General features: G+C 66.3%; 22 protein-coding genes. 14 read left to right on the forward strand and 8 right to left on the reverse strand.

All coding sequences use genetic code 11. The features are described from left to right. The first annotated feature begins 24 nt into the window (after positions 1–24). The 4 genes from ACYQ4T_RS25355 (at position 25) to ACYQ4T_RS25370 (ending at position 5,259) form a co-directional block, all read left to right on the forward strand. Positions 25–951 carry an alpha/beta fold hydrolase gene (locus ACYQ4T_RS25355; protein WP_459859417.1) on the forward strand — a complete coding sequence of 309 codons (927 nt, stop codon included), beginning with the start codon at positions 25–27 and terminating at the stop codon, positions 949–951. A 216-nt stretch (positions 952–1,167) separates the two neighbouring features. Then, a complete protein-coding gene (locus ACYQ4T_RS25360; protein WP_459859418.1) occupies positions 1,168–2,019 on the forward strand; it encodes an amino acid ABC transporter substrate-binding protein in 852 nt (283 codons plus the stop codon). A 222-nt stretch (positions 2,020–2,241) separates the two neighbouring features. Next, positions 2,242–4,020, forward strand: coding sequence for a sulfoacetaldehyde acetyltransferase (gene xsc / locus ACYQ4T_RS25365; protein WP_459859419.1), 1,779 nt, complete (start codon positions 2,242–2,244; stop codon positions 4,018–4,020). A 201-nt stretch (positions 4,021–4,221) separates the two neighbouring features. Further along, entirely contained in the window at positions 4,222–5,259 is a 1,038-nt protein-coding gene (locus ACYQ4T_RS25370) for an aldo/keto reductase (RefSeq protein ID WP_459859420.1), read from the forward strand. Positions 5,260–5,360: 101 nt separating this feature from the next. On the opposite strand, the gene eda is transcribed toward ACYQ4T_RS25370, so the two are convergent. The 3 genes from eda to ACYQ4T_RS25385 form a co-directional block, all read right to left on the reverse strand. Then, positions 5,361–6,023: a bifunctional 4-hydroxy-2-oxoglutarate aldolase/2-dehydro-3-deoxy-phosphogluconate aldolase gene (gene eda / locus ACYQ4T_RS25375; RefSeq protein ID WP_459859421.1), complete on the reverse strand. Its 663-nt coding sequence runs from the start codon at positions 6,021–6,023 to the stop codon at positions 5,361–5,363. Between the two features lie 58 nt (positions 6,024–6,081). Then, positions 6,082–6,408, reverse strand: coding sequence for a hypothetical protein (locus tag ACYQ4T_RS25380; protein WP_459859422.1), 327 nt, complete (start codon positions 6,406–6,408; stop codon positions 6,082–6,084). Between the two features lie 79 nt (positions 6,409–6,487). Beyond that, a complete protein-coding gene (locus tag ACYQ4T_RS25385; RefSeq protein WP_459859423.1) occupies positions 6,488–7,264 on the reverse strand; it encodes a hypothetical protein in 777 nt (258 codons plus the stop codon). Positions 7,265–7,521: 257 nt separating this feature from the next. Here ACYQ4T_RS25385 and ACYQ4T_RS25390 point away from each other — a divergent pair, with 257 nt between their 5' ends. Both ACYQ4T_RS25390 and ACYQ4T_RS25395 read left to right on the forward strand, forming a co-directional pair. Continuing rightward, a complete protein-coding gene (locus ACYQ4T_RS25390; protein WP_459859424.1) occupies positions 7,522–7,674 on the forward strand; it encodes a hypothetical protein in 153 nt (50 codons plus the stop codon). Positions 7,675–7,734: 60 nt separating this feature from the next. After that, a complete protein-coding gene (locus ACYQ4T_RS25395; protein ID WP_459859425.1) occupies positions 7,735–7,896 on the forward strand; it encodes a bacteriocin in 162 nt (53 codons plus the stop codon). A 65-nt stretch (positions 7,897–7,961) separates the two neighbouring features. Here ACYQ4T_RS25395 and ACYQ4T_RS25400 read toward each other — a convergent pair whose 3' ends face one another. Further along, positions 7,962–8,453 (reverse strand): DUF1178 family protein, encoded by a 492-nt coding sequence (locus ACYQ4T_RS25400; RefSeq protein WP_459859426.1) that lies wholly within the window; start codon positions 8,451–8,453, stop codon positions 7,962–7,964. Positions 8,454–8,573: 120 nt separating this feature from the next. Here ACYQ4T_RS25400 and ACYQ4T_RS25405 point away from each other — a divergent pair, with 120 nt between their 5' ends. From ACYQ4T_RS25405 to ACYQ4T_RS25420, 4 genes are all read left to right on the forward strand, one after another. Continuing rightward, positions 8,574–9,107 carry a class I SAM-dependent methyltransferase gene (locus ACYQ4T_RS25405; RefSeq protein ID WP_459859427.1) on the forward strand — a complete coding sequence of 178 codons (534 nt, stop codon included), beginning with the start codon at positions 8,574–8,576 and terminating at the stop codon, positions 9,105–9,107. 150 nt (positions 9,108–9,257) lie between these two features. After that, positions 9,258–9,791: a GbsR/MarR family transcriptional regulator gene (locus ACYQ4T_RS25410; protein WP_459859428.1), complete on the forward strand. Its 534-nt coding sequence runs from the start codon at positions 9,258–9,260 to the stop codon at positions 9,789–9,791. Between the two features lie 74 nt (positions 9,792–9,865). Next, on the forward strand, positions 9,866–10,834 hold the full coding sequence (locus ACYQ4T_RS25415) for a TIGR01777 family oxidoreductase (protein ID WP_459859429.1): 969 nt from the start codon (positions 9,866–9,868) through the stop codon (positions 10,832–10,834). 7 nt (positions 10,835–10,841) lie between these two features. Continuing rightward, the gene (locus ACYQ4T_RS25420) at positions 10,842–11,390 is read left to right on the forward strand and encodes a DUF4166 domain-containing protein (protein ID WP_459859430.1); all 549 of its coding nucleotides are present in this window, start codon (positions 10,842–10,844) and stop codon (positions 11,388–11,390) included. A gap of 95 nt (positions 11,391–11,485) precedes the next feature. Here the strand turns inward: ACYQ4T_RS25420 and ACYQ4T_RS25425 are convergent, their stop codons facing one another. After that, positions 11,486–11,869 carry a SemiSWEET family sugar transporter gene (locus ACYQ4T_RS25425; RefSeq protein WP_395016739.1) on the reverse strand — a complete coding sequence of 128 codons (384 nt, stop codon included), beginning with the start codon at positions 11,867–11,869 and terminating at the stop codon, positions 11,486–11,488. After that, positions 11,866–12,333 (reverse strand): DUF4170 domain-containing protein, encoded by a 468-nt coding sequence (locus tag ACYQ4T_RS25430; protein WP_459859431.1) that lies wholly within the window; start codon positions 12,331–12,333, stop codon positions 11,866–11,868. Before ACYQ4T_RS25430 ends, ACYQ4T_RS25425 begins: the two co-directional genes overlap by 4 nt. Positions 12,334–12,571: 238 nt before the next feature. Here ACYQ4T_RS25430 and ACYQ4T_RS25435 point away from each other — a divergent pair, with 238 nt between their 5' ends. The 3 genes from ACYQ4T_RS25435 to ACYQ4T_RS25445 are packed head-to-tail and all read left to right on the forward strand — an operon-like array spanning position 12,572 to position 15,121. Next, positions 12,572–13,312 (forward strand): hypothetical protein, encoded by a 741-nt coding sequence (locus ACYQ4T_RS25435; protein WP_459859432.1) that lies wholly within the window; start codon positions 12,572–12,574, stop codon positions 13,310–13,312. Position 13,313: 1 nt separating this feature from the next. Next, complete coding sequence (locus ACYQ4T_RS25440) at positions 13,314–14,831, forward strand: helicase HerA-like domain-containing protein (protein ID WP_459859433.1); 1,518 nt, start codon at positions 13,314–13,316, stop codon at positions 14,829–14,831. Between the two features lie 2 nt (positions 14,832–14,833). Further along, positions 14,834–15,121 carry a hypothetical protein gene (locus ACYQ4T_RS25445; protein ID WP_459859434.1) on the forward strand — a complete coding sequence of 96 codons (288 nt, stop codon included), beginning with the start codon at positions 14,834–14,836 and terminating at the stop codon, positions 15,119–15,121. Positions 15,122–15,305: 184 nt separating this feature from the next. On the opposite strand, the gene ACYQ4T_RS25450 is transcribed toward ACYQ4T_RS25445, so the two are convergent. Continuing rightward, positions 15,306–16,043, reverse strand: coding sequence for a hypothetical protein (locus tag ACYQ4T_RS25450; RefSeq protein WP_459859435.1), 738 nt, complete (start codon positions 16,041–16,043; stop codon positions 15,306–15,308). A gap of 140 nt (positions 16,044–16,183) precedes the next feature. On the opposite strand from ACYQ4T_RS25450, the gene ACYQ4T_RS25455 reads away from it, so the two are divergent. Then, a complete protein-coding gene (locus tag ACYQ4T_RS25455; protein ID WP_459859436.1) occupies positions 16,184–17,698 on the forward strand; it encodes a UbiD family decarboxylase in 1,515 nt (504 codons plus the stop codon). A 36-nt stretch (positions 17,699–17,734) separates the two neighbouring features. On the opposite strand, the gene ACYQ4T_RS25460 is transcribed toward ACYQ4T_RS25455, so the two are convergent. Continuing rightward, on the reverse strand, positions 17,735–18,001 hold the full coding sequence (locus ACYQ4T_RS25460; RefSeq protein WP_459859437.1) for a hypothetical protein: 267 nt from the start codon (positions 17,999–18,001) through the stop codon (positions 17,735–17,737). Positions 18,002–18,014 lie beyond the last annotated feature (13 nt).

The raw sequence follows: 18,014 nt of genomic DNA on the forward strand, positions 1-18,014 counted from the left end.
CACAGCCACGACCAGGAGACACATATGACTCGCTTGCTGGGCCTGGCGCTAGTCCAAGTTCTGGTTCTGCTTTTCGCACCCGTTGCGCCGGCTGCGGCTTACGGCGAATTCCCGCAGGGCTTCATCGACAAGGAGGTCGCGACCAACGGCACCACCTTGCATGTCCGGGTCGGCGGGCATGGGCCGGCGGTGGTGCTGCTGCATGGCTTCGGCGATACCGGGGATATGTGGGCGCCGCTGGCGGCGGCGCTCATGCAGGACCATACGGTGATCGTGCCCGATCTCCGCGGCATGGGGCTCTCGGCGCATCCCGACGGCGGCTATACCAAGAAGAACCAGGCGCTGGACATCGCCGGGGTCATGGATGCGCTGAAGATCGACCGCGCCGACCTGGTCACGCATGATATCGGCAACATGGTGGGCTATGCGCTGGCCGGGCAGTACCCGGCGCGCATCAGCAAATGGGTGGTGATCGACGCGCCGCTGCCGGGGATCGGGCCGTGGGACGAGATCCTGAAGAGCCCGATGCTGTGGCATTTCAATTTCCGCGGCCCCGACATGGAACGGCTGGTGCAGGGCCGCGAGCGGATCTATCTCGACCGCTTCTACAACGAGCTTTCCTTCGACCCGAAGAAGATCACCGAGGAGACGCGCGACCATTACGCCGCGCTCTATGCCCGGCCGCGCGCCATGCACGACGCCTTCGAGCAGTTCGCCGCCTTCAACCAGGATGCGGTGGACAACCAGGCGATGCTGGCCGCCGGCGGCAAGCTACCGATGCCGGTGCTGGCCTTGGGCGGCGATCATTCCTTCGGCACCGGCATGGCCGACGTGCTGCGCTTTGCCGCGAGCGACGTGACCGGCGGGGTCATCCCGGATTCCGGGCATTGGATCATGGATGAGAATCCGGCGGCGACGATCGGGTTCGTGACGAAGTTTCTGCGGCAGTAACCGCCGCATGTCGTGTCTAACCACAGCCGTCATCCCGGCGCTAGGCGCCGGGATCCACGCCTTGGGGCTCGAAGAAAGAAAGGCGTGGATCCCGGGACCAAGTCCCGGGATGACGGGCCAGTGATCCGCGACAGCGTGCATCATCCCCAAAGGCCAACTCGCGTCCCGGCAAGCCCGGCTGCTAGAGTTCAGGCATAACCCAGGGGAGCTCTCATCATGCGGATCATGTCCGGCGCAGCTGCGCTGATGCTCACCTTGCTTCTGCCCGGCATCGCCGCGGCGGAGGGCGTGCTGGACCGGATCGCCAAGCAGGGCGAGATCCGGCTGGCCTATCGCGACGATGCGGCGCCGTTCTCCTTCATGGCCGAGGGGGCGAGCGTGCCCGAGGGCTATTCGGTCGAGCTCTGTCGCGCGGTCGTGGAATCGGTGAAGGCCGAGCTGAAGCTGCCCGCGCTCAAGATCGCCTACGTGAAGGTGACGCCCGAGGATCGGCTGCAGGCCATCACCGAGGGCAAGGCCGACCTGCTCTGCGAGGCGACGACCGCGACCCTGGAGCGGCGGGCGTCGATGGATTTCTCGATCTCCACCTTCATCAGCGGCGCCGGCATGATGATCCAGCCGGGCGGACCGACCAGCTTCGAGGCGCTGGCCGGCAGCAAGATCGGGGTGCTCGGCGGGACGACGACGGAGCAAGACCTGAAGGCCTTCCTGGCGGCGCGCAGCATCAGCGCCGAGATCGTCACCATGAAGAGTCATTCCCAGGGCTTCGAGCAGCTGTCGAGCGGCGCGCTCACCGCTTATTTCGGCGACCGCACGATCCTTCAATACATGCTGATGAAGCGCAACCAGAACGGCAAGCTGATGCTGGCCGACCAGTTCCTGTCGGTCGAGCCCTATGCGCTGGCCATGCCGCGCGATGCCGATTTCCGGCTGGAAGTCGACCGGGCGCTGAGCCGCCTGTTCCGCAACGGCGGCGCCAAGGCGGTGTTCGCCAAGGCCTTCGGCGCGGATTCGAAGCCGACCGGGCTGCAGGCGTCGCTGTTCGTGATCTCCGGGTTGCCGGAGTAGGGCTGCACCTTTAGCCGTCACCCGCGGCCTTGACCCGCGGGTCTGGTCGGGAGTTCGCACCGGAGCCAGATCCCCGGATCAAGTCCGGGGATGACGGTTTTATCCCAAGGACTTAGCGGACCTCCTCTGCACCCATCGCGCGGCGGTGGATGGACCTACGCCGCTTGCCGCGGCTGTGGCACCATGGCCGGCATCGAGCGACCTCAATCAGGACCATTTCTCATGAAAATGACCACCGAAGAAGCCTTCGTGAAGGTGTTGCAGCGGCATGGCATCGAGCATGTCTTCGGCATCATCGGCTCCGCCTTCATGCCGATCTCCGACATCTTTCCGGCGGCGGGCATCACCTTCTGGGACTGCGCCCATGAAGGCTCCGGCGGGATGATGGCGGATGGCTTTACCCGCGCCTCCGGCAAGATGGCGATGATGATCGCGCAGAACGGCCCGGGCATCACCAATTTCGTGACCGCGGTGAAGACCGCCTATTGGAATCACTCGCCGCTGCTGCTCGTCACGCCGCAGGCCGCCAACAAAACCATCGGCCAGGGCGGCTTCCAGGAAGTCGAGCAGATGGCCTTGTTCAAGGACATGGTCGCCTATCAGGAGGAGGTGCGCGATCCCAGCCGCATCGCCGAGGTGCTGACCCGCGTCATCGCCCAGGCCAAGCGCCATTCGGCGCCGGCGCAGATCAATGTGCCGCGGGACATGTTCACCCAGGTGATCGACATCGAGCTGCCGCCCATCCTCGCCTTCGAGCGGCCGGGCGGCGGCGCGGAAGCGATTGCGCAGGCGGCGGCCTTGCTCTCCAAGGCGAAGTTCCCGGTGATCCTGAACGGCGCCGGCGTGGTGCTGTCGGCGGGCGGCATCGAGGCCTCGAAGGCGCTGGCCGAGACCCTGGATGCGCCGGTCTGCTGCGGCTATCAGCACAACGACGCCTTTCCAGGATCGCATCCGCTGTTCGCCGGGCCGCTCGGCTATAACGGCAACAAGGCGGGCATGCAGCTGATCGCCAAGGCCGATGTGGTGCTGGCCTTGGGCACGCGGCTCAATCCGTTCTCGACGCTCCCCGGTTATGGCATCGACTATTGGCCGAAGTCTGCTTCGATCATCCAGGTCGACATGAACCCGAACCGGATCGGCCTCACCAAGGCGATCACGGTCGGCATCGTCGGCGACGCGGCGAAGGTGGCGAAGGCGATCCATGCGCAGCTCAGCCCCAATGCCGGCGACACCGACCGCGCGTCGCGCAAGGCGACGATCGCGCAGACGAAATCGGCCTGGGCCCAGGAGCTGACCTCGATGGACCACGAGCAGGACGATCCGGGCACCACCTGGAACGACCGCGCGCGCAAGGCCAAGCCCGACTGGATGAGCCCGCGCAAGGCCTGGCGCGCGATCACCGCGGCCTTGCCGCGCAACGCGATCATCTCGTCGGACATCGGCAACAACTGCGCGATCGGCAATGCCTATCCGACCTTCGACGAGGGCCGGAAATACCTGGCGCCGGGGCTGTTCGGTCCCTGCGGCTATGGCCTGCCCTCGGTGGTGGGCGCCAAGATCGCCTGCCCGACTGTGCCGGTGGTCGGCTTCTCCGGCGACGGCGCCTTCGGCATCGCGGTCACCGAGCTGACCGCGATCGGCCGCAAGGAATGGCCGGCGATCACCCAGGTGGTGTTCCGGAACTATCAGTGGGGCGCGGAGAAGCGCAACTCGACGCTGTGGTACGACGACAATTTTGTCGGCACCGAGCTGGACGAGCAGGTCTCCTATGCCGGCATCGCCAAGGCCTGCGGGCTGCAGGGTGTGCAGTGTTTCACCATGGACGAATTGACGGCGGCTTTGCGCAAGGCGATCGAGGACCAGATGAAGCATGGCAAGACCACGCTCATCGAGGCGATGATCAACCAGGAGCTCGGCGAGCCCTTCCGCCGCGATGCGATGAAGAAGCCGGTCAAGGTCGCCGGGATCGACAAGGCGGATATGAAGCCGCAGGTGGTTTAGCGGCGCGGCTGCGGTGTGCTGGACAAAATGAAACGTCACCCGCGGGCTTGACCCGCGGGTCTTGCGCCGGCGGCAGATTGCCGGGTCAAGCCCGGCAATGACGACTGTTTCGCCGACGCGATTGCGCTTGTCTCCGTCCTGATGTATCGCGGGATAACACAACCTTCGCGTACATCCACACTCTCACAAGGGAATTAGCGCATGGAGTTTCGACGGCTTGGAGCCTCCGGCCTGCGCGTGCCGGCACTTTCGTTCGGCACCGCGACTTTCGGCGGCAAGGGCGACTTCTTCAAGGCCTGGGGGTCGACCGAGGCCAAGGAAGCGACCCGCCTGATCGATGTCTGCCTCGATCACGGGGTTTCGATGTTCGACACCGCCGACGTCTATTCGGCCGGCACCTCGGAAGAAGTGCTGGGCGCGGCGATCAAGGGCAAGCGCGAGCGGCTGCTGATCTCGACGAAAGCCACGTTTCCCACCGGCGACGGCCCGAACGATTTCGGCTCGTCGCGGCAGCACCTGCTGGACACCGTGCATGGCTCGCTGAAGCGGCTGGGCACCGACCGCATCGACCTGCTGCAGCTGCACGGCCAGGATTACAACACGCCGGTCGAGGAGACCTTGGCGACGCTCGACCAGCTGGTGCGCGAAGGCAAGGTCCGCTACATCGGCGCCTCGAACTTCAACGGCTGGCACCTGATGAAGGCGCTCAGCGCCTCGGACAAACACGGCTTCCCGCGCCATGTCGCGCATCAGGTCTATTACTCGCTCTTGAATCGCGACTATGAGTGGGACCTGATGCCGCTAGGGCTAGACCAGGGCATTGGCGCCGTGGTCTGGAGTCCCCTGGGCTGGGGCAAGCTCACCGGCAAGATCCGGCGCGGCCAGAAGGCGGCGGCCGGCACCCGCGCGGCGCAGATCCCGGAGACCGGGCCGCATTTCGACGAAGAGCGTCTCTATAAGATCGTCGATGCCGTGGACGAGGTGGTGAAGGAAACCGGCAAGACCTTCACCCAGGTGGCGCTGAACTGGCTGCTGCAGAAGCCGACCATCTCCACACTCATCATCGGCGCGCGCAACGAGGAACAGCTGATCGCCAATATCGGCGCGGTCGGCTGGAACCTGACGCCCGCGCAGGTGAAGGCGCTGGACGCCGCGAGCGAGCAGAAGCCCGCCTATCCGACCTGGCACCAGTACGAGTTCCCGATGCTCAACGACCGCCGGGTCTGGGGTCGCGACTAATTTAGTCCGTCATGCCCGGGCTTGATCCGGGCATCTCGCGCCGATTGGAACCAGATGCCCGGGTCAAGCCCGGGCACGACGATTGAAACAAGGGGCCGCGACTAGGCCTTGCGGGATGCCGCCACTGCCGCGAGCGCTTCGCGGCAGTTGGCGGCGATCTTGTCCCACTGGGCATTGCGGATGTCCTCGGTCTTCGCGATCCAGGTGCCGCCGACCGCGGCCACGCCGGGGACCTTCAGCCAGTCCCGCATGTTCGAGAGCGACACGCCGCCGGTCGGCACGAACTTCAAGCCAAGATGCGCGAAGGGTGCGGAGATCGACTTCAGCGCCTCGGGTCCGCCGATCGTGCCGGCGGGGAAGAACTTGAAGACCTTGGCGCCCTTGCGCATGGCCGCGGATAGCTCGCTCGGCGTCATGATGCCGGGCACGAAGGGAAAGCCGGCATCGGCGGCGTGATCGACCACTTCCGGATCGAAGCCGGGCGCGAGACCGAATTGCGCGCCGCTCTTCTTGGCGATGTCGAGCGAGATCCGGTCGAGCAAAGTGCCGGCGCCGACCAGCAGCGCCGGACGCTCCCTGGCCATGCGGGCGATGACTTCCGCGGCCGCAGAAGTGCGGAAGGTGATCTCCGCCACCGGGAGGCCGCCCGCGAGCAGCGCATCGGCCAGCGGCACCGCATGCTCCGGATTCTCGATGGCGATGACCGGCAGCACGCCGATCTCGGCGATGCGGCCGAAGGGATTCGAGAGGGCGGGCTTGGACATTCTCGGCGGATCCTTTCAGGAGACCGTTATCGACCGCTTGCCGGGCCGCTGCAAGCCGTCAATGGCCGCCCTCCACCCAGGGCACCCCGGCAGCGCGGAAGGCCTCGGCCAGGACCGGTTCCAGCTCAACCGCTTCCCAGCGCTTCAGCGGATTGAAATGCGCGAAGAGCTGCGGCAGCAGGCGGATGCCGAAGCGATTGACGTAGCGGCTCGCCTTGTAGCCGGTCTTGTGCTGGTCGAAACGCATGTCGGGATCGAGCGAGGTCTCGCCGACATAGAGTCCCCAGCGGCCGGCGCTGCGCGTATCCTTCAGCAGCACGACATAGAGCGCGTGCCTGGCGCCGCGCGTGCCCTGGGTAGTCGCGCGCAGGGCACGCGCCGCCATGAGCGCATCCGGCATCCAGTGCGGAAGGAAGGTCGCCTGACTCATGGCGCGGGAGTCTGGCACGCCGAGGCGGTGCGTTCTAGCGGACCAGGTCCAGGATATGGTCCGCGACTTCCTCGACGCGGGCGAGGCTGCGGGGCACGGGAAAGCGATAGACGGGTGCGGCCGCGATCAGCGCTTCCGCTTCGCACCGCGCGCCGATGCCCGTCTCGAGGATGCGCAGCATGTCGCGGCGATAGAACTGGTCGAGCAGGGCTTCGCGCGCTTCGTCGCGCTCCAGCCGTGCCGGTTCGATCGGCGCATCGGCTTCGGCCTTCCGGAGGCGCAGCACCGCGGCGATTTCGTAGGCACGCGGCTCCGGGCGCGGGCCGGCGATCCAAAGCCGCTTGGCGATCGGAAAGTTGGTATATTGCGGCAGGCCTTCCGGCGCGATGCCGGCGGCGATGAGCGCGTCGTCGGCCAGCGACAGCATCGAGCCGGCGGGATAGCAGCGGGCGCCGGCGACCGCCGCGACCTCGTCGCTGAGCATCGCATGACCGCGGCGGACGAGGGCTGCTGCAAGGAGAGACTTGCCGAGCTCGCGCGGGCCGAGCAGCAGCACCGCCTTGCCGTCGATCGCAACGGCGCTGCCGTGGAAGGCAAGCCGGCCGCGGCGCCAGGCGATGCAGGCCAGCACATTGCCATAGACCGCCGCCGTCACCTCCGGCGCCGCGGGCCCGGTCTCCAGCGCGTAGGCGACTTCCGCTTCCCGGACGAGGAACTTCCCGATGCCGGCGAGGCGCACCAAGGCGGTGCCGTCGGCGGCGATCTGCAGCGCTTCGAGGTCGAAGACCGGATCGGCCAAAGCGCCCGGCACGTCGCCCGGGCGGAAGGTCAGGTCCGGAGCGCCCGGCCGGTCGGCCGGCCAGGGGAGTGCCGCCGGGAGCGGCAGGCCGGTCCGCCAGCGCCAGCCGGCGGCATAGAGGTCGCCATTCGCGGCCAGAATGCCCTCCTTTCGGATTGAACCCGAAGCCGGCCGAGACTACAGTCTTGTTGGAAGGCAAACAATTCCTGTGGATGTTCCGCCTTCTTTCCGTGGGGACGGGCCAACCTGAAATCCGGAAGGAGATCCCGATGACCTCGACGAATCCCAAGGAACAGGGCAAGGCGCCTGCGGCGCCGACGCGCCCGAAGCAGGACTCCGAGCTCGAAGCCCGCGACCTCGAAAAAGTGACCGGCGGCTTGAAGAGAGCCAAGACCGAAGACCCCTGCGGCGGCGGCGAATAGCCGGCACCGGCTCTCCACCAGCGACGAATCTGCATCCTGCAATCACGCGGAGGATCTGCCATGTCGTCCCCGAATCCCGACCCGAAATCGAAGACTCCCCAAGGCCCGCGCAAAGAGGAGCTGACCGCCGACGAACTCGAGAAGATCTCCGGCGGCTTGATGAAGAATACCGGCATCGGCAAGACGACCAAGTCCGCCGATCCTTGCGAGGGCGGCGAATAGCCCGCAATGCAGAAGGGCCGGTTCGGTGAACTGGCCCTTCTCATTTCATCACCGAAGAATAGGTCCTAGGCGTCGCCGCGGTTCACCCAGGGCACGCGCGCGACCGCGATTCCGTCCTCCAGCAGCTCTTCATGCTCGGCGTCGGTCGCCTCGCCGTAGATGCCGCGGGCTTGCGCTTCGCCTTCATGGATCTTGCGCGCTTCCTCGGCGAACTTGTCGCCGACATAGTCGCAATTGGACTCGATCTGGTTCCTGACTTCCAGCAACGCCTGGCGCAGCTCGGCCGGGATCACCGCGGCCTTGGGTGCCGCTACCGGCATCGGCGCGGGCGCGCTCGGCGCCGTCGGCGCTTCGACTGCGGCGATCGCGCGGCTGTTGCTCTTGCGGCCGACGCCCCTACCGACCCTGGGCGCCATCAAGGCCTTGGCGACCTTCATGCTGCCGCAGGACGGGCATTCCACCGTCCTGCGCTTCAGCTGGCGGTCGGCGGTGGCGCCGTCCTTGAACCAGGCTTCGAAGCTGTGTTGCCGATCGCAGTTGAGCTGATAGAGAATCATGATCCGGGCCGGTTGATCGCACTCATATGAAATCTGGTGTCGCCGTATCGGCCGGTCGAGACGGGCTCGGTGACCGGCTAACATGACCTTGGCATAGTATTTGATCTTTGGGTGTGAGCAATGCAAGTCAGCCCGCCGTCATCCTGGATTGCACGGCATGCACATCTCGTTCCGCGCGGCGGCCCGGTGCTGGACCTCGCCGCCGGCGGCGGCCGGCATACGCGGTATTTCAAGGCTTTGGGCCATGCGGTCACGGCGGTGGACCGCAATGTCGCGGGCCTCGCCGATCTCAAGGGTGATGCTCAAATCGAGGTCATCGCCGCCGATCTGGAAGGCGGCGCGCCCTGGCCGCTGGGCGCGCGGCAATTCGCCGGGATCGTGGTCACCAACTACCTGCACCGGCCGCTCTTCCCGAAGCTCGCCGCGGCGCTGCTGCCGGGCGGCGTGTTGCTCTATGAGACCTTCGGGGTCGGCAACGCGCGCTTCGGCAAGCCGAGCAATCCGGACTTCCTGCTGAAGCCGGGGGAGCTCCTGGACGTCGCGCAAGCCGAGGGGCTGGTGGTGCGGGCCTATCACTGCGGCGAGGTCACGGAGCCGCGGCCGGCGGTGCTGCAGCGGATCGCGGCCACAGGGGGCCGTCACCCGCGGACTTGATCCGCGGGCCTTTCTCCAACGGCACCAGATGCCCGGGTAAAGCCCGGGCATGACGATGCTAGGAGCCTGGGTGCGGCAAGGTGACCTTTGCATCCGTCCCGGTTCCGTCCGATATTTCTGTTGAGACAGAAATTACCGAAAGCCCGAGCAATGAACCTGACCCGGCCGATGGAGCGCTATGTGGTGCACTGGGGCGAAATGGGCGCGCGCTGGGGGGTCAACCGCTCGGTGGCGCAGATCCATGCCCTGCTCTATCTCTCGGCCAAGCCGCTGACCGCCGAGGAGATCGCCGACACGCTGTCGATCGCGCGCTCGAATGTCTCGACCAGCCTGAAGGAGCTGCAGGGCTGGGGCCTCGCCAACATGGTGCATGTGCTGGGCGACCGGCGCGACCATTTCGAGACCGAGAAGGATGTCTGGAAGATCGCCCTCACCATCATCGAGCAGCGGAAGCAGCGCGAGATCGACCCGACCATGGGAACGCTCGCCCAATGCGTCGCCGAGGCCAAGGCCGATCCGTCGACCGCGCGGGATGTGACGGAGCGCATGGCGGCGGTGCTTTCCTTCGTCGAGACCGCGACGCTCTGGTATGACCAAGTGAAGACCCTGCCGACTCCGGTGTTGAGCAAGCTGGTGCGCCTGGGGGCGAAGGTGGCGCGGCTGGTGATCCGCAGGCGGGAATAGGAAAAGCGCGAAAAATTTTTGCCGAATGATTTCTGTTTTTTCAGAAACAACCGACTTAACCGATGGAGGCCAAGATGACCGGGAGACTGCTGGAGCGCCGCACGGTTCTGGTGACGGGTGCGACCGGGTTCATCGGCCGGGCGCTGGTCGCGCGCCTGCAGGAGCGCGGCGACCGGGTCATCGTGCTCGCCCGCGACGCGGTCCGGGCGCATCTCCTCCTCGGCACCGCGCCGATGGTGGCGACTGAGCTCAGCGACCTGCCGCCGGGCCTAGCCATCGATGCAGTGGTCAATCTCGCCGGCGCGCCGATCCTCGCCCGGGCCTGGACCAAGGAACGCAAGCGCCAGCTGGTCGGGAGCCGGGTCGGTGTCACGCGGCTGCTGGTCGATTGGCTGGCGACCCGCAGCCGGCGGCCGGAGGTGCTGGTCAGCGCCTCGGCGATCGGCTGGTACGGCGCCGGTGGCGAGACTGAACTGGACGAACGCGCGCCGGCGGGCGAGGGCTTCGCCGCGGTGCTATGCCGGGCCTGGGAGCGCGAGGCGACGAGCGCCGCGATGTTGGGAATGCGCGTTTGCAGGCTTCGGCTCGGCCTGGTGCTGGGGCCGGAAGGCGGCATGCTGAAGAGCCTGCTGCCGGCTTTCCGCCTCGGGCTTGGCGCGGTGATCGGCGACGGGCAGCAGTTCATCAGCTGGATCCATCGCGACGATGCGGTGGAGATGATCGCGCGGGCGATCGCCGATCCGCTGTTCAACGGCGCGATCAACGCGACGGCGCCGCTGCCGGTGCGGCAGGCGGAATTCGCGCGCACGCTCGGCCGCGTGCTGCATCGGCCGGCCTGGCTGCGCATGCCGGCAGCGCCGTTGCGCGCGCTGCTCGGCGAACGGGCGAGCCTGCTGCTGGAAGGATCGCGGGTCAACCCGAAGCGGGCGCTGGAGATCGGCTTCGCCTTCCGCTGCCCGGCGCTGGAGCCGGCCTTGCGCGACCTGCTGCTGCCGGAACGGCACGGTGCAACCGTGCGGCTGCTCGACGATCTGTTGACGTGAGGGGAAGATGACGCTGCAACCGCTGTTCCAGCAGACTTTAGGCCGGCTGTTCCACCAGCTGCCGAAGCCGGTGAGGAGCCAGCATGGTGCGCTCGACATCCTGCTGAGCCAGGGCCGCTGCGACATCGAGCGGGGGCCTGCCTGGCATGCGCGTCTGGTCGGCTGGCTATTCAACTTCCCGCCGGCCGGGCGCGACCTGCCGACCCTGGTGACGGTGATCGCCGAGCGCGGCCGTGAGATCTGGCACCGCGACTTCGACGGCCAGGGCATCTTCACGGTGCTGGAGCCGGCCGGGAAGCAAGGCGCACCGATCATCGTCGAGCGCTTCGGCATCGTCTGCTTCGACCTCGCTGTCGGCGCGGTGAAGGATGGGGTGAGCCTCTCCGTGGTCGGGATGCGGGCCTTGGGGCTGCCGGTGCCGCGCTGGCTCTGGCCGCGGCTGAAAGCGATCGAGCATGCGGAGGCGCAACGCTTCCACTTCGACATCGACATCGACTTGAGTTGGGGCGCGAAGCTGATCCACTACCGCGGCTGGGTGGTGCCGGCGGGTGCGTGAGTTCGAGTGCTGGATCTTCCGCTTTGCTTGATATGCGGCATCACGGCTGGGTGCGCTCGCCGGAAGAGCCAACGCTACGGCCAAGCGTAGCGCGATCAGGCCGCGGCGGGTGGGATGCGGGGGGTGTTGGGGACTTCGTTGGTGTTGACCGGCTTGCCGGGGGCGCCGACCGCCGCTTCATGGGCGACAATCTCGACCAGCAGGTTCGGCTGCAGCATGTCGCGGATCTTCAGGGCCAGGACCGAGACCACCATCAGGAGGCAGGTCGCGTTGGCGAAGATCATCGAGATCGAGCCGATCAGGATGCCGTAGGTCAGCCACATGCTGTTGCCGACCGCCATCATCACATACATGGCGAGGCTGACGTCCCGCGCCGAGCGGGTGCGCCAGATGCGAATCGCCTGGGGCAGGAAGGAGGAGGTGGTCAGGCAGGCGGCGACGAGGCCCAGGGCCTCGATCCAGAAATGCGATGAATTCACCGGCGGCTCCCGGCCTGTGCTTTGATCTGGGGGGCTTTGACTTGGGCAGCTTTGACCGGCTGCTTCTCCGAATGCGGATGCTCGCCCTTCACCAGCTTCTCGATGCGGTAGCGGCACATCGCGTCATCGACATTGGACCAGGAGCGGCGCGACCATTCGGTCTTGGCGGCGTTGTAGTCGTCGAACGGGCCGTACCATTCCTCGCCGCCGCCGGCCGCCGGCTCATCGAACTTGGTGTTGCAGTAGGAGCCGCCCACCACCCAGAAACAGGGCTCGCCGCCCTCCTCCTCGATGCGGAACCGGGCATTGGCATTGTCCACGGTTTCCCAGGCGCGCTTCTGCCAGGCGGCCTTGGCCGTGGCATAGTCCTGGAACGGGCCGATGCGCTCTTCCTTGCCGCCCTCGGCGATCCGGTCGAAACCGGTGTCGGCATAGATCCCGCCGACCACCCAAAACCGCTTCATGATCCCTATGTCTCGTTTGGGAGGTCCGAAATCGCCCCCGAACCCACCCGTTCTGCTGCAATCTCAATGATTCTACGCTAGAATCCCGAGTCTCGGCAGTGCGATCCGTCACAGACGCCCTATGCACAAAAGGCATTCCGGATCACAGCAGCGCGAGCCGGCCAGTCTGCCGGATCAGTCTTAAAAGAAGGTTTCCGGGACCCCATAACCCCGGCAAAACCAGGCCAAGGAGGCAGTGTTGCCAAAGTTCGAAGGGATGCAGCCGCAGGATTACGCGGTGCTTTATGACCGTTTCAAGGCGAGCGTGTCGCGCTACGACTGCGGCAAATACTGCGCCCCGCTCAACAACGGCGAGCCGGTCTGCTGCACCACCGGCCATGCCATCCCGATCATGGACAAGACCGAGTTCAAGCTGCTGCAGACCCGGTCCGACCTCTGGCACAAGTTCAAGATCACCAACGCCGCCGACCGCGACCTGCTCTCGGACATGCACAAGTCCTGCATGGCGGCCGAGTGCAAGGGCCCGGCCCATTGCGAGCGCGACAACCGCAGCTTCGCCTGCCGTGCCTTCCCCTTCTATCCCTACATCACCCGCGAGGACAAAGTGGTCGGATTGGCCACCTATTGGACCTTCGAGGACCGCTGCTGGCTGATGTCCAACATGCAGGTGGTGGAGCAGGACTTCATCGAGGAATTCATCATCGCCTATGAGATGGTGTTCGAGAAGGACTCCTACGAGCGCAAGGTGATGCGCGAGCAATCGGCCAACCACCGGCGGCGCTTCTCGCGCCTGAACCGGATCATCCCGCTGATCGGCCGGGAGGGCGGCTTCTTCAAGGTGATGCCGCGTTCCGGCGAAATCCGGCCGGCGAAGCTCACCGAGTTCAAGAAGCAGGGACCCTTCGGCTCCGAGCGGGCCTACCAGAAGGCGATCAAGGAAGCCGGCGGCACCGCGATCGAGACCTCCCCGCTGGTCTGAGATGGCTGATTCGATCCTGATCGGGCGCGACCCGGCCGCGGGCAAGGACCTCGGCCTGGCGCTGCGCATGGCGAACCGGCATGGCCTCATCGCCGGCGCCACCGGCACCGGCAAGACCATCTCGCTGCAGGTCCTGGCCGAAGGCTTCGCCCGCAATGGCGTGCCGGTCTTCCTGGCCGACGTCAAAGGCGATCTTTCCGGCATATCCCAGGTCGGCGGCGACCATCCGAAGGCGAAGGAACGTGCCGCCGCTTTGGGCTTGAAGGACTGGCAGGGCGATAGCTTCCCGGTGGTCTATTGGGACCTGTTCGGGCAACAGGGGCATCCAATCCGCACCACGGTCTCCGAGATGGGACCGCTGCTGCTTGCGAACCTGCTGGAGCTGAACGAGGTGCAGGAAGGCGCGCTCAACATCGCCTTCCGCCTGGCCGACGAGCAGGGAATGCTGCTGCTTGACCTGAAGGACCTGCGGGCCATGCTGCAGCATATCGGCGACAATGCATCGGATATTTCCACAAGCTACGGCAATGTCGCAAAGCCGACCATCGGTGCGATCCAGCGGCAGCTGTTGGTGCTGGAGAACCAGGGCGCCGGCGGCTTCTTCGGCGAGCCGGCGCTGGACCTCACCGACTTCATGCGCGTCGAGCGCGCGGGCTACGGCTTCATCAGCGTGCTCGCCGCCGACAAGCTGATCCAGTCGCCACGGCTCTATGCGAGCTTCCTGCTCTGGCTGCTGGCCGAGCTGTTCGAGGATTTGCCGGAAGTCGGCGATCCCGAAAAGCCGAAGCTGGTCTTCTTCTTCGACGAGGCGCATCTGCTGTTCAACGAGGCGCCGAAGGCCTTGCTCGAGAAGATCGAGCAGGTGGTGCGGCTCATTCGCTCCAAGGGTGTCGGCGTCTATTTCGTGACCCAGAACCCGCTGGACGTGCCGGACACGGTCCTGGGCCAGCTCGGCAACCGGGTGCAGCATGCCTTGCGCGCCTTCACGCCCCGGGACCAGAAGGCGGTCAAGGCCGCGGCCGAGACTTTCCGCGCCAATCCCGCCTTCGATGCCGCGACCGCGATCACCGAGCTCGGCGTCGGTGAGGCCCTGGTCTCGACCCTCGACGCGAAGGGCGCACCGACCGTGGTCGAACGCATGCTGATCCTGCCGCCGACGGCGCGGATCGGCCCCTGCAAGCCGGAGGAACGCCAGGCGGTGCTGGCGCAGAGTCCGGTGAAGGGCAAATACGACAGCGCGGTCGATCGCGAATCCGCCTATGAGATGCTGACGGCGAAGGCGGACATGCCGAAGCCGGCGCCGACGCCGCAGCGGCGCGAGGATTATCCGGTCGCCCGCGACCCGCAGCCGCCCCGTGGGTCCGAAGGGGGGCCGTGGCGCACGGCACCGAAACCGGCGGGACGGCAGCGCGAAGGCATGGCCGAGGCTTTCGCCAAATCGGCGGTGCGCGCGGTCGGCTCGTCGCTGGGACGGCAGATCGTGCGCGGCATCCTCGGCGCGATGCTGAAGGGGCGGTGATCATGGATCTCCCCGCCTTCAAGCAGTCGCTGAAACAGGACGCGCCGCCCGCCGGGCTGACGCCGGCTTTGCAAGCCTTGTGGTGGGATGCCAAGGGCGACTGGGACCAGGCCCATGGCTGCGTCGATCACGAGTCCGGCAAGGACGCCGCGCGCGTGCATGCCTATCTGCACCGCAAGGAAGGCGATGAAGGCAATGCGCGCTACTGGTACGGTACGGCGGGTGCCAGCTTCTACAATGGCACGCTCGATGCGGAATGGGGCGAGCTGGCGGCGGCAAGGTTGAAGTAGCGGCCGCTTCAGCTTGGCAGGTCTCACGCAGCTTCAAGACCCTCACCCTGTCCCTCTCCCTGCGGGCGAGGGGACGCTGCTTCATTCGCCGTTCCAACTCGTCAGCAGCGCGCGCACCGATGCGCCCCTCTCCCGGAGGGAGAGATTGGGTGAGGGTCTGGACGCTGATTGAGGCCTCGCAGGGCTACCGCCCGCCGTCCTTGAACCCGAAGGTGCCCAGCAGCACCCAGCGGCGCGCATCCTTCTCGCGGCCCGGCTTCGCCTGCAAGGGCGTGGTGAGGTGCCAGAACGGCAGGCGGTAGACGGTGAGCGTGCCGAGGCCGTGCACCGGGACGATCTCGCTGAAATGGCCGGACTTGGCGTAGACCAGGTATTGGTGCGCGATCGCCGGCGACCCCAGCGAGAGATGGATGTCGAGATAACCTTTCTCGTAGCCCTCGTTCTCGGGATGATGGTCGTTGTGCGGGCCCGCATAGTCGCCGGGGCCGTAGCACAGGACCTGCTGGCCGCCCTTGCGCTTCAGCTTGCGGCCGGCGACCGCTTCGGCGAAGGCGATGAAGCTTTCCGAGGAGAGCAGGTCGATCAGGCCGAGCTCGCGCGCGCGGATCGTGGATCTGGCACGCCGCGATTCCAAGGTGGCGGTCTTCACCCGCGCGGTCTTCGGCAGCCATTCTTCGTAATTATGCTTCATCTCCCAGATCGTCTCCGGCGGGATCGGCAGCGCCAGCTCGGAGAGCAGCGGCAGCATCTCGCGCTCGAGGGTCCGGCGCAGGGACTCGGCGGCGCCCTTCTTGACCAGGCCTTCGCAGGCGATGAAGCGGCGCCGGGGATCGCCCAGGGCGCCGCAGATCGCGGCGTCGCGGCCGGCCAGCACGCGGCGGCCGGCGGGGGAGAGCAGGTCTTCGAACTCGGTGGGAATCATCTCTACATCCGTCACCCGCGGGCTTGACCCGCGGGTCTTTATCCGCCTGAGAAAGATCGCCGGGTCAAGCCCGGCGATGACGCGTCTGGAGTGCATGACGACTTTCTAGAACCAGGCAAAACCGCTAGTCTCGCCGCGCCATGCCCTATGATTCCCTGCGCGATTTTATCGCCCGCCTCGAAGCCGCCGGACGCCTGATGCGCGTGACGGCGCCGGTCGATCCCGAATTGGAAGCGACCGAGATCCAGACCCGCCTGATCGCCGAGGGCGGCCCGGCCGTCCTGTTCGAGAAACCGGTCAGCCGCAAGACGGGCAAGGCCTACCAGCACCCGATGCTGGTCAACCTGTTCGGCACGGTCGAGCGGGTCGCCTGGGGCATGGACCGTGAACCCCATGAGCTGCGCCAGGTCGGCGAGACCCTGGCCTTCCTGAAGCAGCCGGAACCGCCCGGTGGCTGGAAGGAAGCCTTGGAAATGCTGCCGCTGGTGAAGACGGTGCTGGCGATGCAGCCGAAGACCGTCGGCTACGGCCCGGTCCAGGACGTCGTCCTCACCGGCGACCAGATCGACCTGAACGAGTTCCCGATCCAGGGCTGCTGGCCGAACGAGCCGGCGCCGCTGATCACCTGGCCCTTGGTCGTGACCAAGGGGCCGGAGAAGAAAAAGAAAGAGGACAACTTCAACCTCGGCATCTACCGGATGCAGGTGCTGAACAAGAACCAGACCCTGATGCGCTGGCTGAAGCATCGCGGCGGCGCGCAGCACCATGCGCGCTGGAAGGCGGCGAAGCCGGAGCCCTTCCCCGCCGCCGTCGTGATCGGTGCCGATCCCGGCACGATCCTCGCCGCGGTGACGCCGGTGCCGGACACGGTCTCGGAATACCAGTTCGCCGGCCTGCTGCGCGGGAAGAAGGTCGAGCTGGTCGATTGCAAGACCGTGCCGCTGAAGGTCCCCGCCTCGGCCGAGATCGTGCTCGAGGGCCATGTGAGCCTCGATGATTATCGCGACGAAGGCCCGTATGGCGATCACACCGGCTTCTACAACGCGGTCGAGCCGTTTCCGGTGTTCACGATCTCCGCGATCACCATGCGGAAGGATCCGATCTATCTCTCGACCTATACCGGCCGGCCGCCGGACGAACCCTCGATCCTGGGCGAGGCGCTGAACGAGGTGTTCATTCCCCTCCTCCAACAGCAATTCCCGGAGATCAAGGATTTCTGGCTGCCGCCGGAGGGCTGCTCCTACCGCATCGCCGTGGTCTCGATGAAGAAGGCCTATGCCGGCCATGCCAAGCGCGTGATGATGGGCGTCTGGTCGTTCCTGCGGCAGTTCATCTATACGAAGTTCGTGATCGTGGTGGATGACGACATCGATGCGCGGGACTGGAAGGACGTGATGTGGGCGATCTCGACCCGCATGGACCCGGTGCGGGATATCGTGACCGTCGAGGACACGCCGATCGACTATCTCGACTTCGCCTCGCCGGAGAGCGGTCTCGGCGGCAAGCTCGGCCTCGACGCCACCCACAAGCTGCCGCCCGAAACGCACCGCGAATGGGGCCGCCAGATCCGCATGGACCAGGATGTGGTGGAGCGGGTCTCCGATATGTGGGCGGGTCTCGGGCTGCCGGGGTCGGGCAAGCCGATTTGGAAATAGCGGATCCGCGGCCCCCGGGCTGATGGAAAGCGGGCCTCAGTCTGACGGGGCCTGTACCGGCGTCGGGCGCACGCCGCGCCGCTGCTCGTTGTCCTCGCCCCGGCGGATCACGTCCGTCGTCGTTGCCGTATCGCCGCTGTCCGAGCGCCAATAGAAGGTGCGCAGGATATCGCCGGTCGCCGGATCGATGGTCTGCTCCCGCTTGACCTCGTGCCAGATGTTCGGGCCGATCAGGAAGAGCGGGCACCCTGAAAGCGTCGCCGACAACGCGGCGAGCAGAACGATCCGCCTGAGCTGTAACATCGTTGACCCCGCA

Source organism: Dongia sp. agr-C8 (genome assembly GCF_054658695.1).

Excerpts from the sequence above, each read along its gene's own strand:
- ACYQ4T_RS25355 (WP_459859417.1), top strand. The coding sequence starts at position 25 with ATGACTCGCTTGCTGGGCCTGGCGCTAGTCCAAGTTCTGGTTCTGCTT.
- ACYQ4T_RS25360 (WP_459859418.1), top strand. The coding sequence starts at position 1,168 with ATGCGGATCATGTCCGGCGCAGCTGCGCTGATGCTCACCTTGCTTCTG.
- xsc (WP_459859419.1), top strand. The coding sequence starts at position 2,242 with ATGAAAATGACCACCGAAGAAGCCTTCGTGAAGGTGTTGCAGCGGCAT.
- ACYQ4T_RS25370 (WP_459859420.1), top strand. The coding sequence starts at position 4,222 with ATGGAGTTTCGACGGCTTGGAGCCTCCGGCCTGCGCGTGCCGGCACTT.
- eda (WP_459859421.1), bottom strand. The coding sequence starts at position 6,023 with ATGTCCAAGCCCGCCCTCTCGAATCCCTTCGGCCGCATCGCCGAGATC.
- ACYQ4T_RS25380 (WP_459859422.1), bottom strand. The coding sequence starts at position 6,408 with ATGGCGGCGCGTGCCCTGCGCGCGACTACCCAGGGCACGCGCGGCGCC.
- ACYQ4T_RS25390 (WP_459859424.1), top strand. The coding sequence starts at position 7,522 with ATGACCTCGACGAATCCCAAGGAACAGGGCAAGGCGCCTGCGGCGCCG.
- ACYQ4T_RS25395 (WP_459859425.1), top strand. The coding sequence starts at position 7,735 with ATGTCGTCCCCGAATCCCGACCCGAAATCGAAGACTCCCCAAGGCCCG.
- ACYQ4T_RS25400 (WP_459859426.1), bottom strand. The coding sequence starts at position 8,453 with ATGATTCTCTATCAGCTCAACTGCGATCGGCAACACAGCTTCGAAGCC.
- ACYQ4T_RS25405 (WP_459859427.1), top strand. The coding sequence starts at position 8,574 with ATGCAAGTCAGCCCGCCGTCATCCTGGATTGCACGGCATGCACATCTC.
- ACYQ4T_RS25410 (WP_459859428.1), top strand. The coding sequence starts at position 9,258 with ATGAACCTGACCCGGCCGATGGAGCGCTATGTGGTGCACTGGGGCGAA.
- ACYQ4T_RS25415 (WP_459859429.1), top strand. The coding sequence starts at position 9,866 with ATGACCGGGAGACTGCTGGAGCGCCGCACGGTTCTGGTGACGGGTGCG.
- ACYQ4T_RS25420 (WP_459859430.1), top strand. The coding sequence starts at position 10,842 with ATGACGCTGCAACCGCTGTTCCAGCAGACTTTAGGCCGGCTGTTCCAC.
- ACYQ4T_RS25430 (WP_459859431.1), bottom strand. The coding sequence starts at position 12,333 with ATGAAGCGGTTTTGGGTGGTCGGCGGGATCTATGCCGACACCGGTTTC.
- ACYQ4T_RS25440 (WP_459859433.1), top strand. The coding sequence starts at position 13,314 with ATGGCTGATTCGATCCTGATCGGGCGCGACCCGGCCGCGGGCAAGGAC.
- ACYQ4T_RS25445 (WP_459859434.1), top strand. The coding sequence starts at position 14,834 with ATGGATCTCCCCGCCTTCAAGCAGTCGCTGAAACAGGACGCGCCGCCC.
- ACYQ4T_RS25450 (WP_459859435.1), bottom strand. The coding sequence starts at position 16,043 with ATGATTCCCACCGAGTTCGAAGACCTGCTCTCCCCCGCCGGCCGCCGC.
- ACYQ4T_RS25455 (WP_459859436.1), top strand. The coding sequence starts at position 16,184 with ATGCCCTATGATTCCCTGCGCGATTTTATCGCCCGCCTCGAAGCCGCC.
- ACYQ4T_RS25460 (WP_459859437.1), bottom strand. The coding sequence starts at position 18,001 with ATGTTACAGCTCAGGCGGATCGTTCTGCTCGCCGCGTTGTCGGCGACG.